The 12,958-nt window shown below is 52.1% G+C and carries 11 protein-coding genes; all 11 read left to right on the top strand.

The window, feature by feature from the left end:
• Window positions 1-277 precede the first annotated feature (277 nt).
• The 11 genes from AAAX73_RS07595 to AAAX73_RS07645 all read left to right on the top strand — a co-directional run bounded on the left by AAAX73_RS07595 (window position 278) and on the right by AAAX73_RS07645 (window position 12,762).
• A complete protein-coding gene (locus AAAX73_RS07595; RefSeq protein ID WP_118288964.1) occupies window positions 278-868 on the top strand; it encodes a hypothetical protein in 591 nt (196 codons plus the stop codon).
• Between the two features lie 72 nt (window positions 869-940).
• The gene (locus AAAX73_RS07600) at window positions 941-1,702 is read left to right on the top strand and encodes a sugar transferase (protein WP_233502591.1); all 762 of its coding nucleotides are present in this window, start codon (window positions 941-943) and stop codon (window positions 1,700-1,702) included.
• Window positions 1,703-1,789: 87 nt separating this feature from the next.
• Window positions 1,790-3,454: a phospho-sugar mutase gene (locus tag AAAX73_RS07605; protein ID WP_349125567.1), complete on the top strand. Its 1,665-nt coding sequence runs from the start codon at window positions 1,790-1,792 to the stop codon at window positions 3,452-3,454.
• Window positions 3,454-4,803: a sugar phosphate nucleotidyltransferase gene (locus AAAX73_RS07610; protein WP_117655082.1), complete on the top strand. Its 1,350-nt coding sequence runs from the start codon at window positions 3,454-3,456 to the stop codon at window positions 4,801-4,803. The genes AAAX73_RS07605 and AAAX73_RS07610 overlap by 1 nt, the downstream gene beginning before the upstream one ends.
• A 24-nt stretch (window positions 4,804-4,827) precedes the next feature.
• Window positions 4,828-5,868 carry a GDP-mannose 4,6-dehydratase gene (gmd, locus tag AAAX73_RS07615; RefSeq protein WP_117655081.1) on the top strand — a complete coding sequence of 347 codons (1,041 nt, stop codon included), beginning with the start codon at window positions 4,828-4,830 and terminating at the stop codon, window positions 5,866-5,868.
• Window positions 5,868-6,797, top strand: coding sequence for a GDP-mannose 4,6-dehydratase (locus AAAX73_RS07620; protein WP_117655080.1), 930 nt, complete (start codon window positions 5,868-5,870; stop codon window positions 6,795-6,797). The genes gmd and AAAX73_RS07620 overlap by 1 nt, the downstream gene beginning before the upstream one ends.
• A 22-nt stretch (window positions 6,798-6,819) precedes the next feature.
• Window positions 6,820-8,139: a glycosyltransferase family 4 protein gene (locus AAAX73_RS07625; RefSeq protein WP_158571418.1), complete on the top strand. Its 1,320-nt coding sequence runs from the start codon at window positions 6,820-6,822 to the stop codon at window positions 8,137-8,139.
• Window positions 8,129-9,220, top strand: coding sequence for a glycosyltransferase family 1 protein (locus tag AAAX73_RS07630; RefSeq protein WP_158551524.1), 1,092 nt, complete (start codon window positions 8,129-8,131; stop codon window positions 9,218-9,220). The genes AAAX73_RS07625 and AAAX73_RS07630 overlap by 11 nt, the downstream gene beginning before the upstream one ends.
• 7 nt (window positions 9,221-9,227) lie before the next feature.
• Window positions 9,228-10,304, top strand: coding sequence for an EpsG family protein (locus AAAX73_RS07635; RefSeq protein WP_117655077.1), 1,077 nt, complete (start codon window positions 9,228-9,230; stop codon window positions 10,302-10,304).
• Window positions 10,301-11,497 carry a glycosyltransferase gene (locus AAAX73_RS07640; RefSeq protein ID WP_117655076.1) on the top strand — a complete coding sequence of 399 codons (1,197 nt, stop codon included), beginning with the start codon at window positions 10,301-10,303 and terminating at the stop codon, window positions 11,495-11,497. The genes AAAX73_RS07635 and AAAX73_RS07640 overlap by 4 nt, the downstream gene beginning before the upstream one ends.
• Window positions 11,497-12,762: an oligosaccharide flippase family protein gene (locus AAAX73_RS07645; RefSeq protein WP_118288959.1), complete on the top strand. Its 1,266-nt coding sequence runs from the start codon at window positions 11,497-11,499 to the stop codon at window positions 12,760-12,762. The genes AAAX73_RS07640 and AAAX73_RS07645 overlap by 1 nt, the downstream gene beginning before the upstream one ends.
• The last annotated feature ends 196 nt before the right edge of the window (window positions 12,763-12,958 follow it).

Consider the following 12,958-nt stretch of genomic DNA (forward strand, 5'->3'; position numbering starts at 1 on the left):
CGGACATGCCGTCCTCCGATCTCCCGGGGCCGGCCGATCCGGCCCTCAGGGTATCGGGTTCCCACATTCATCCGTACATGTACGGATGAATGTGGGAGGTGTTCGGATAAAGTCGATAATCAAGGGGGAAAACGTGAGCAGTTTGCTCGTATAATGAGCAACGTCGAAAGATACAAAAACCTGTACTTTTGCGACTGCGCCTAGCTGCGAGCGAGAAGCCTGTTCTAAACGCCCTTGCATTTGCGTGCATCGCAAATCCAAAAGAGGGGGCGAGAACATGGAACAGACGGCACGGCGCCAAGAGAGGCTGCCGGGCGCATTTAACGGCGCCACCACCAACAGCCAGCACGGCCGCGTCCGCTGGTATCTGGTCCACACCCCCAACGGCAAAGAGCGCGAGACCTGCGAAAAGGTGCGCCGTATTATCCCACACGAGCTGATGCAGAACGCTTTTGTGATGCAAAAGGAGTTCTGGTTTAAGCGGGACGGCGCATGGTCGCTCCAAACCAAACCCATGTACAAGGAATACTTCTTCGTCGCCACGCACGATGCCGCTGCGCTCGATAGGGCTTTGGCCCAGTTGAGTTTTGGCTGCCGCATTGCTGGCAGCAGGGAGCGGGCCTATGCGCCCATGCCGGACGATGCACAGGACTGGTACCGCAGCGTGCTCGACGACGACGACGTGGTGCGCAACAGCGTGGCGCGCATAGAAGACGGTGTGCTGCACATAGAACAGGGGCCCTTGGTGGGGCAAGAGGCCCGTGTGCACAAGATCGACCGTCGTAAACGCTGGTGCTTGGTGGACGTAGGCGAAGGCGATTCCAGCTTTAGGGAAGTGCTTCCGCTCGACGTTCCCATCAAAACGTAAGGGAGACGTTGCACCGGCAAATTACTTGGTTTTTGGATTCATAGATGGGGGGGGGTTCCTGGGGACAGGAACGTGAGTTTTATTGTGGCTGCTAAAGAAGTAACAGAGAATAATGCGCCTGCGGGGGCCGCGCTGATTGCGCAGGCCATGGACCGGCGCGAGGGCGCTGGTCGCTACAAGGCCATGCAATCCATCATGGACTGGGACCGCTCGCGCCTGGCCTACCGGGCCGTCAAGCGCACGTTCGACATCGCGTTCAGCGGCTGCGTGTTGGCCGTCATCGCCGTACCCAGCCTTGTGCTCGCCGCGGCCATCCGCCTGGAGAGCGAGGGCAATCCCTTTTACAGCCAGATTCGCGTTGGCCAGACCTACCCCGACGGCAGCCTGTCAACCTTCCGCATGTGGAAGTTCCGCTCCATGTACAAGGACGCCGACGAGCGCCTCGCCGAGCTCAAGGAGCAAAACGAGATCGCCGGCGCCATGTTCAAAATGAAGAATGACCCGCGCGTCACCAAGATCGGAAAGTTCATCCGCAAGCACTCCATCGACGAGTTCCCGCAGTTCCTGAACGTTTTCCTGGGCCAGATGTCCGTCGTGGGCCCCAGACCGCCGCTGCCGAATGAGGTGGCGGAGTACACCGAGTACGACCTGCAGCGCCTGGCCGTGAAGCCGGGTATCACCGGCTGGTGGCAGGTGACCGATCGCAATGACACTGATTTTGACGGGATGGTTCGCCGCGACCTTGAGTACATCGCCAAGCGCGGCGTCATTACCGATCTCAAGATCGTTCTTCTCACTGTTGTTGAGGTGTTTACCGGTGGCGGAGCGAGCTAGTCATTCTGCTGCCAATTGAATGTTCGGCTATTTTGAAAGTAGATTGTTTTGTTGAATACGGAAATCTTCGAAAAGTATCAGCGATGGATGGAATGCTGCAATCATTGTGAAGACTTGCAGGGTCTATCCGAAAACGACATTAAGGACTCTTTCTTTCGCGAGTTGTCTTTCGGCACCGGCGGCCTACGCGGCAAGCTCGGACTCGGTCCCAACCGGCTTAATGTCTATACCGTCGGTAAGGCCACGCAAGGTCTTGCCGATTACTTGAATAACTCTTTTGATAGGCCGTCTGTTGCGCTTTGCCGGGATACGCGTCACGGTTCCGAGGAGTTTGTGCGTCGGGTGGCTGAGGTGCTCGCAGGCAACGGCATTAAATCCTATCTGTTTGAGCGCGTCGAGCCCACGCCCGCATTGAGTTTCGCCGTCCGCGAGTTGAATTGCTCGGCCGGCGTCAACATCACCGCTTCGCACAACCCCGCGGCATACAACGGCTATAAGGTCTACGGCGCCGACGGCTGCCAGATTACCGTCGAGGCGGCGGAGGCCATCCAGGCGGCCATCGACCCCGTCGACTGCTTCGATGGCGTAAAAGCGATGGCGTTCGATAGAGCTCTGGATGAGGGGCTGGTGCAGTGGGTTCCCGAGAGAGTTCTTGACCGTTACATAGAGGAGACGCTCGAGGTCTCCACGGGCGAGGACTGCTCGGCGCTCCGCATCGTCTACACCCCGCTCCACGGCGTTGGCCTGGAGTGCGTGTCCCGAGTGCTCGAGGGAATCGGCGTGGCCGATGTTGTGACCGTCGACGAGCAGTGCGTGCACGACGGCGACTTCACGACCTGCTCGTATCCCAACCCCGAGGTGCGCGAGGCGCTGAAACTCGGGCTTGAGTACTGCGACAGGGTGAAGCCCGACCTGCTCCTGGCGACCGACCCGGATACCGACCGCGTCGGCATCGCCGTTCCGCATGCCGGGGAATACAGGCTGCTCACCGGCAACGAGGTGGGCTTGCTCCTGCTCGACTTCCTCGCCTCCAAGGCGGACGGGTCCGATGCGGACATGGGTCGCGAGGTCGCCTGCACCACCATCGTCTCCGCGCCCATGGCAGACGACGTCGCGCGTGCCCGCGGCCTCGAGCTGCGCCGCACGCTCACCGGCTTCAAGTTCATCGGCGAGCAGGTCGGCGTGCTGGAGTCCGAGGGGCGCGAGAACGACTTCCTCATGGGCTTCGAGGAGTCCTACGGTTATCTCGCGGGCACCTCCGTGCGCGATAAGGACGCCGTGGTCGCCTCCATGCTCATCTGCGAGCTCGCTGCCCACTGGAAGAAGAGGGGGATGGACCTCTACGAGGCCATGGAGCGCCTCTATGAGGAATACGGCTACTGGTCGAGCGCTCTGCTCGGTCAGGCATACGAGGGACCCGAGGGCGCGTCCGACATGTCCGCGATGATGTCCGGTCTTCGAGATCACGCTCCGGCGCAGATCGGCGCCACCGCCGTCGCGGAGCGCATCGACTACGCCCAGGGCGCGCCGATGCCCGTCGTCAACCCGTCCGACGAGCCCCAGCGCCTTCCCGAGGCGGACGTCCTCGAGTTCAGGCTCGCCGACGGCTCGCGCGTCCTGTTCCGTCCCAGCGGCACCGAGCCCAAGGCCAAGGCCTACGTGTTCGCGAAGGGCGCCGACCGCTCCGAGTCCGAGGCCAAGCTCGCCGCGCTGGTCGCGGACGCCAAGTCAATCTTGGGAGGAACCCGATAATGATCCACCTCGTCCTGCTCTCCGGCGGCTCGGGCACGCGCCTGTGGCCGCTCTCCAACAGCACCCGCTCCAAGCAGTTCCTCAAGGTTCTGCGCGATGCGGACGGCAACCACGTCTCCATGGTCCAGCGCGTCTTCGGACAGATCGGCGCCGTCGACGCCGACATCGATATAACCATCGCCACCTGCGCGAGCCAGGAGGAGTCCATCCGCCGCCAGGTGGAGGGCGGCTACGCGCTGGTGCTCGAGCCTGAGCGCCGCGACACCGCCCCGGCCATCATGCTCGCGTGTGCGCATCTCGCGCTCGAGCAGGGTGCCGGCGAGGGCGACACCGTCATCGTCATGCCCATCGACAGCTACGCGGACCAGGCGTACTACGACAGCGTCGTCAAGCTCGACGAGGCCGTCCAGTCGGATTTCGCCGAGCTCGTCCTCATGGGCGTGGAGCCCACCTACCCCAGCGGCAAGTACGGCTACATCGTGCCTGCGACGGGTGAGGGCTGGCCCCGCCGAGTCGAGCGCTTCACCGAGAAGCCCGACGAGGGGACCGCACGGGAACTCATCTCCCAAGGGGCCCTCTGGAACTGCGGCGTGTTCGCGTTCAGGCTCGGCTGGCTCACCGGCCTCACCGCCAGGTACCTGTCCTGCGGCATCTTCGATGAGTTCCGCTCCCGCTATGCGGAGCTGCCCAAGAACTCCTTCGACTACGAGGTCGTGGAGAGGGCGTCGTCCATCGGCGCGGTCTCCTACGCGGGCGAGTGGAAGGACCTGGGCACCTGGAACACGCTAACCGACGAGATGGCGGAGTACACCTCCGGCCGCGTCGTGGTCGATTCTAAGACGTGCAAGAACGTTCACGTTATCAATGAGACCGGTTTTCCGATGGTCGTCGCAGGCATCTCCGATTCGGTTGTCGTAGCGACGCCCGACGGCATTCTCGTCTCCGGCAAGGAGGCGTCGGCCAACATCAAGTCTGAGGTCAACGCCGTCGCGGAGAGCCGCCCCATGTACGAGCAGCGCTCCTGGGGCGAGTACCGCGTCATTGACAGCAGTGTCTTCCCCGACGGGGCCAAGGCACTGACCAAGGAGCTGATCATCCGTGAGGGTGGCCAGCTCGACTACCAGCGCCATATGAACCGCGGAGAGGTCTGGACAGTCATCTCCGGCACTGGCGAGGTTGTGTTGGACGGTCTGGTGCAGCAGGTGCGCGCGGGCTCCGTCGTTCAGATTCCCGCGACCACGCCGCATTCTGCGCGGGCACTTTGTGGGGACCTGCATGTAATCGAGGTCCAGCACGGCGAGACGCTTGTTAAAGAGGACATTGAGCGTTTAGGCGCTTTTTGGAATTAGTTCACAGTTGAAAGGGATTTTGAGATGAAGAAGGCACTTATCACTGGCATTACTGGTCAAGATGGCAGCTATCTTGCCGAGTTGCTTTTGGACAAGGGCTATGAGGTGCACGGAATTGTCCGTCGCTCCTCGGTTCACACCACGAACAGGATTGATCATCTGCTATCAGAAGGCTCCATCATCCTTCATGATGGTGACTTAACGGACTCTAGCTCCATTATTCGAATTGTGGGCGAAGTTCGTCCTGACGAGATTTATAACCTCGCCGCCCAGTCCCATGTTGGTGTTTCATTTGACGCGGCCGAGTACACCGGTGACTGCGACGCATTGGGCGTGCTGCGCATCCTTGAAGCTGTCCATATGCTGGGCATGGATCAGTCCTGCAGGATTTACCAAGCTTCGACGAGCGAGCTGTATGGTAAGGTCGAAGAGGTTCCCCAGAACGAGAACACCCCTTTCCATCCGTACAGCCCGTATGCGGTCGCCAAGCAGTACGGCTTTTGGATGATGAAGGAGTACCGCGAGGCCTACGGCATGTTTGCGGTCAACGGAATCCTCTTCAATCACGAGTCCGAGCGCCGTGGCGAGAACTTCGTAACACGCAAAATTACTCTAGCGGCCGCCCGTATCGCCAAGGGACTCCAGGACCATCTTGAGCTCGGCAACCTAGACTCCCTCCGCGATTGGGGATATGCGAAGGACTACGTGGAGTGCATGTGGCTCATCATGCAGCAGGATGAGCCCGATGACTACGTTATTGCCACGGGTGTGCAGCACTCCGTGCGCGAGTTCACGGAGTGGTCCTTTAAGCACGCCGGCATCGACCTCCGCTGGGAGGGCGAGGGCTTGGAGGAGAAGGGCTATGACAAGGCGAGCGGCAAGATGCTCGTCTGTGTCAATCCCGACTTCTATCGCCCGACCGATGTCGTCAACCTGTGGGGCGATCCTATTAAGGCAAAGACGGTCCTGGGTTGGGACCCCCAAAAGACCAGCTGCGAGGAGCTTTGTCGCATCATGGTAGAGCACGATCTTGAGATCGCCGAGCGAGAAGCGAAGCTGGCCTAATGGGGAGGCGCGTTCTCATCTTCGGCGTTAACGGGTTTGTGGGCACTTTTCTTGTTCACGAACTTGTTTCTGCGGGCTATAAGGTCATAGGCTCTGATTTGCATGAAAAATGTATAATTTCGGAAGTTTCTGCATATTATCCCTGTGACCTTTCGGATGCGAGAGGCGTTTTGTCCCTCGTATCCGAGTCTAACGCCGACTACATCGTAAACCTCGCTGCTATAAGTTCTGTGGGGCAGAGCTGGAGAGCCCCTGCGCTTACAATGCGTATAAACGTTGAAGGTGCTCTGAATATCATGGAGGCGGCGCGCGCTCAGGAAACTAGTGTGCGTGTGCTGCTTGTCGGATCATCGGAGGAGTACGCGCCCAAAGACGGACCACTTTGTGAGAGCGATTCTACGATTGCCAATAATCCTTACGGAATATCCAAAGCTACCCAGGAATGTTTTGCTGCACTCTATGCAAAAGAATTTGGTCTCGGGGTTTGTCTCACGCGTTCATTTAACCATACTGGCCCTGGGCAAAACCCGGCGTTTGTTCTCCCAAGCTGGTGTAGACAGGCTGCCGAAATCGAGAAATCAGCTAAACCCGGCAGGGTGACTGTGGGAAATATTAGCGTGGCGCGAGATTTTAGTGATGTCCGTGATGTTGTGCGCGCATATCGTCTGATTATGGAAAGCGGACGTGCTGGTGAGGTATATAACGTCGGAAGTGGGCGTGCGCTACCTCTGTGCGACTTGTTGGAAACCATCAAAAGCTTTTGTCGTCAACCTATTGAGGTTGAAATCGATACCGCTCTTATTCGACCGAATGACACAGCGAGCATTTGCTGTGATTATTCAAAAATCAATGAGGAGTTGGGCTGGAAACCAAAAAGGAAGATCGAGGATACGCTGCGAGAAATGTACGACGGTTTCGTTGTTGCCTAATGAGATAATTGGAAATAGGAAGATGACAAAAAGGAAAAAAGTCCTTTTCTTTACGGATCGATTTTTTTGGCCTGCCAACGATGGGCATAAGGTTGTTTTGACAAATTATTGTAAGGGGCTCGTTTCAGAGTACGATTGCGATGTCCATGTCCTCTCATTCTTGGAAGCAGGCCAAGACGAGCAGTCGGTTTTGTCGCGCCCCGATTTTATTTCAAGTGTTGCGCTTGCCAATAAACCTGACAAGAAAACGATTGTGAAAAATCTTACAACGGCTCTTGCAAAGGGTGTTTGCGGGGGGCCTATTCAGTGTGCCCTATTCAAGTCCAAAGCAGTAGCTAAACAACTTAGGGACCTTACGGTTAAGCTGAAGCCCTCTCACGTTTTCATTGATTTACCTCGACTTTCTCCATATATTGATGCCATTTCGGACCTACCTTGTAAAAAAGTGCTGTACATGGAGGATTCGTTTTCCGTACGTTACCAACGGCAACTTAATAGTCTGAACACACTTAATAAAACTGGCGGTGTTGCTGGCAAGTACACTGCCAACTTTAAGGGCGGGGTGGCGAAACTTGCGTCTAATTCCACGCTTCAGAAGTTTGTTCTTGGAACTGAATCTGCTCGCATGCGCAGGCTGGAACATGATGCTCCCAAACAATTTGATTACGTTGTTCTCGTCTCTCCAGTTGAGGCGGAGCGACTGACTGCTGAAACAGGTAATAGCAATATCATTGCAGTTCCTTTGGGCGTAGATTGCCCGTTCTACACGTCCGGCCCAGAGCCTTCTCCCCGACCTGGTGTTGTTTCGTTCCTTGGTGATATGCGCGCGGCTGCGAATGCGGATTCCCTTCGTTATATCGCAGATGAGGTGCTTCCGCTTATAGGGCCTGATGTGATGCTTGAGGTTGTCGGAACTGCCAGCGAAGACCTTATTGACGAGTTTAAGAGTAACAATCAGATCAGGTTTTTAGGTAGGGTTGAAGATACTCGTGCTGCCCTTCGATCTACAAGTGTCTTCTTGGCACCCATTGCATACGGAACCGGAATCAAGACAAAGATTCTTGAAGCAATGGCAATTGGCGTGCCCATAGTAACGAACGCTATCGGTAATGAAGGTATTGGCCTTATTGATTGCGTTGATGCTTTTGTTGTCGATGGCGCTACGGGACAAGCCTCTGCGGTACGAAGGCTTCTTGATGATAAGGACCTTGCTATACGTTTGGCCTCATCTGCTCGTCGGAAGGCGATTGAAATATTCGACTGGCAAAAGTCTCTTGAAAACTTCAGCTACTTGGGGTTTGAGAGTTCTGAAGATGCGAAGGGGGATGCAAATGTCGCTTAAGCTATTGATTGATGATGGAATGCAGATTTCCCTTGGGACTGGAATCGGGAAATACAGCCAGTATCTCTATGAGGCGCTTTCGAGGCGTGATGATATCGACGTCGATCTAATTTCGTGGAAGCCGGCGAGTTCCAGTCGTAAGTCAAATAGATTTGACTACCTTAAATACGTTAATTCCGGCGAGTTTTATCAGCTTGCCGGAAAGTATGATGCTGTCTTATTTACAAATTATGCCATACCGTATAGAAGGCTTCCCTGCAAGGTCGTTTGCTGCATTCCAGATATGGTCTCGTTCCTTCATCCCGATACTCTTCCCACGGCGTATCGTTATTACAATCGAGCGATGATACGCAATAGCGTGAAGAAATCCGATCTTGTTCTTACGATTTCCGAATCGGTAAAGAAGGAGATAGCTGATTTCTTTCCGGGCTACTCATCAAAGATTGCCTACACTTGGCTTGGTCTCTATGAAGGCATCCATAAAGATTTTTGTCCTGACCCCTATGAAAATGCAACTCTATCTTTGCTTACACCTCAGAAGTTCTTTCTGTTCGTAAGTACGATTGAAAAGCGGAAGAACGTCGGGCTTGTTCTCGATGCGTTCCTTAAGCTCAAAGAACATGAGCTTGCGAAAGACTACAAAATGGTTTTTGCTGGACGTCTCGGTTACGGCGGTGAAGAATTCATCGCCAAAGCGCGTGAGTCAAAATATGGCAACGATATCCTCTTCACCGGATACGTAAGTGATTCAGATTTGAATAGGCTTTATAACGAAGCTGCGGCTTTTGTTTTCCCGACTGTCTATGAGGGATTTGGATTTGCCCAGATTGAGTGCATGAGTGTTGGGCTTCCTATTATCTTGAGTGATATCCCGATCAATCGCGAGATCTCCAGAGATTATGGGCTGTTCTTTGATTTAAAAGATGAGGATTCGTTAATCGGGCGCATGATCGATGTCGTCAATGGCGACGTTGATCGAAATAAGCTCTCTGAGATTGCAGAAAGATATTTGCCTGACTTTAACTGGGATGCGATTGCCGAACAGTATATGAATCTTATTAACATTGATTCAGTTAGGTAGGTACTTTATGCCTGTTTACTGCGGGGCATTTGCTCTATCTATTTTTTTGTCTATGCTTTTTTGTCGTAATAGAAGATCTAGCAGCAACAATCTTCTTTTATGGCTACCCGTACTCCCTATATTACTTGTATCTGTGTTTCGCTATGGCATTGGTACGGACTACCTCTGGGTCTATGACTATGGTTATCAGTCAGTGCTTCATGGACGCTCATGGAATTATTCTAGATTCGAACCTGGCTATCTTGCAATCAATTTTCTCGTGGGCTTCTTTCACGGAAGCTCTTTCTGGGTTTTTGCAATCATGGCTTTGATTTTTCATTATTTTATGTATAAGTTTATACTTGAATGGACTAATAACGTTGCATTTTCGTTATTATTGCTTTTTTTAAGTCAGGTATGGCTCTTTTCGTTGAGTGGCATTCGACAAGCAGCTGCTCTTGCGATTGTTGCTTTTGCGATTCGTTTTGCTGCAAGTAGAGAACCAGCACGTTACTTTGTATTAATTTCACTTGCGGCCAGCTTGCACTTCACTGCGCTTGTTTATTTTCCACTATATTTCTTATTTAGAAGAAAGTATTCGCAAGTAACCGTTCTCTTTCTTTCCGTAATTTTATTTGCGCTTGGGTTTGTGGCGCCCTCTTTTCTTAAGACTGTTGCGAACGTATTCGGTCGCGGTGATTATTTCGCTAGCAGTTACTTTAAGAATCGTATTTATTACGTTGAATTTTTTGTTACGCTTCTCGTTGCATCGATAACTCTCTTTCTTCAGTGTAAGAGTCCTGATTTTGATTCAAGATATCGTGTTTTGATAAACGCCGCAATTTTTGCTCTTTTTTCAGCATCTTGTTCAGCTGCAATTCCCAATGCAGAGCGTTTTGATTTGTATTTCACCGTTGCTTATATCGTTTTAATTCCAATCCTGTGTATGTATTGCAAAACACAGTTGCTATCGCTGGGTCTTGCAGTCTTTTTGTCACTTATTCTTGGATCGCGCCTGGTTTATGACACTTATTTTAGCGGTGATAGTAATGGAGTCGCTGAGTATAGGTGTATTTTGATTGAAGATGGTGGTCGTCACTTATGAGGCTTCTTATCGCTAATGAGCTATATGAATGCGGTGGTGCCGAAAATGTCTTTAGGGATGAAGTCCAGCTTTGTTTGAATGCTGGTTTTGATGTAAGAACAATTACATTTGACCCTAATTTCATTAAGTCTGAATTCCCAGATCATCATAACTATCCCATTGACGGGGGGAGCGCTTGGAAACTGCGTATTCGCCTGTTTGGCGACAGCGCGCTTAGGAGTGATCTTCTACAACTCATTGAGGATTTTCAGCCTGAGGTTATCCATGTGCATAACGCGGTTAACAGTATGCTTTCTATTTGCAGTGCTATTAGTGCATATCGTGCTAGGCATCCATCAGTTACTAGCCTGCAGACTTTGCATGACTATGGTGTGGTCTGTCCAAGGTCGTGGTGCATTCACGATGATGGATCAGTATGCTCGGGTTATTGCGCTGAGAATTGTTTCGGCGATAAATGCTGTCTTAACTTTCAAGATAAGCTAAAGCGATTGTTAATGAATAGGATAAACTCTGCTCGACGCCATGCATTCGATAGGCTGGTGTCGCCCAGTGAGTTCTTGGTTACGACCTGTGCTGCGAACAACATCGCTGCGGACTGCGTTCGCAATCCCTTTAAAGCGCCACAGGTGTCGTGTCTGTCGTTTAGTGAACGCGATGATGTCATTGTTTATGTTGGCGCCGTTGCAGAACGAAAAGGCTGTACGAATCTTATCAAAGCATGGAAATCCTCTGACTTAGCTCGGGCAGGATGGCGCCTTCGGATTATTGGATCTGTTGAGAGGGATTACGAGGAGACATTTACCTCTCTACTGGAGGATGCGAACGGAATCAACGTTCTTGGCAAACTATCTCGCGAGGAAACTTTGGAGGAAATTGTCAAGGCAAAGTATCTTATTGCTCCTTCCCTCTGGATCGAGAACTATCCGACCACTGTTCTTGAGGCTCTTGCCTGCGGTACTGTTTGCTTGGGTTCTAATCGAGGAGGCATACCAGAGCTGATTGGAAAGGACGGGATCTTATTCAACCCCTTGTCCGTGCCAGCCATCACGAAAGTGCTAAACGAGTGTCTCATTATTAATCGGGTGATATGGGAATCCTGGTCCAAGAGCGGAGTTAAGCGCGTCAGACGAGAAAACGATCCTCAGGTTTACCTGGGCTCTTTATTTGGGACTGAATTCAAAGATGGAGAATAATGGTTAACGAGCATCGAAAAACCTTCTTGAAAAATTCCGCAGCGCAGTATGCCTTGCAACTTGCAAAGTACATCCTTCCTTTTGTAACTTTGCCCTATTTGACCAGAGTTCTCGGTGTTGAGGGATATGCTGTACGTGCCTATGTTTTGGCTGTGATGTCTTTTGCCCAGTTGCTTCTTGAGTTTGGCTTTAACCTTCATGGCGCTAAACTTGTTGCCGGATTTAAAGATGATGTGGAACGCGTTGAAAAGACAATTGGTAGCATTCTGGCTTCAAAGCTAGTGCTTCAGATCATCGGTTTCCCAATCATCTTCGGTATGTGTGTCGCAATTCCACTTATGGGCGAAAACATTCCGTTTACTTTTCTGTGCTATCTGAGCATCTGTTTTTCTGTTCTCATGCCGGATTTTATTTTTATGGCATATGAAAAACTTGGTATTTTGACTTCACGCTATGTCATTTCAAAGCTTCTTGCGACTGTACTCACGTTTGCTCTCGTTAAGGGCCCAAATGACCTTTGGCTTGTCGGTTTGCTTGATGTCATTTCCGCATTTGTTGCGCTTGTCCTATCTTTTGCCTCACTTTCACGAGATTTCGGACTGGTCATCGGAATGCCAAGCCTGCAGTCTATTTGGGCTTCCATTAAAGGATCTGCTCTTTATTTCTTGTCAAATGTTTCAGGGACCATTATGTCTTCTGCGACGACAATCGCTGTGGGGCTTTGGATTTCCGATTCTGCGGTAGTTTCTTATTGGAGCCTTGGTATGACTGTTGCAAATGCCGTAAACGCGCTCTATACGCCTCTGACCAACGCTCTTTACCCACATATGATTAATGAATATGACCAAAAGCTCGCGAGAAGGATGTTGATGCTGGCGACCCCAGTCGCACTGCTTATCGCTGCAGTGGTCTTCTTCCTTTCTGACCAGATCATGCTTCTTCTGGGAGGCATTGATTATGTGGCGGGTTCATACGTTATTGCTTGTCTTGCCCCTCTATTCTTCTTTGGTTTTCCTGTCATTCTTCTTGGTTGGCCTCTGCTTGGTGCAGCAGGCTATGTTGAAGAGATGACTCGAACTTCATTGACTGCAACCGTATTGCTTCTTCTTGGCCTCGGGGCTCTTTATATAATTGGAGCCTTCGGCATTGTCGCGGTTGCAACGCTTCGTTGTTTCTGTGAGTTTGTTTTACTTGCATTTAGGGCCATTTATGTCTGTAAATACAATCTGCTTGGAAGCGATCCCATTAAAAGGGGGTCTAAATGAATATATTAATTAGACTTAGAAATCTAAAGAATTCACTCCAGACAAAGATTCGAATTGCTATTTGGAGTCTTGAGTATCCTGGGCGAGTTGAGTTCGGGGACTGTGTTTCCTCACGTGACGTTATGAGGCTGAGGCTGGGCCCCGAAGGTTCGTTGGTTGTTGGTGACGGCACCTTTTTTAATAACGGTTGTTCTCT

Source organism: Collinsella sp. CLA-ER-H9 (assembly GCF_040092295.1).
Lineage (GTDB): Bacteria > Actinomycetota > Coriobacteriia > Coriobacteriales > Coriobacteriaceae > Collinsella.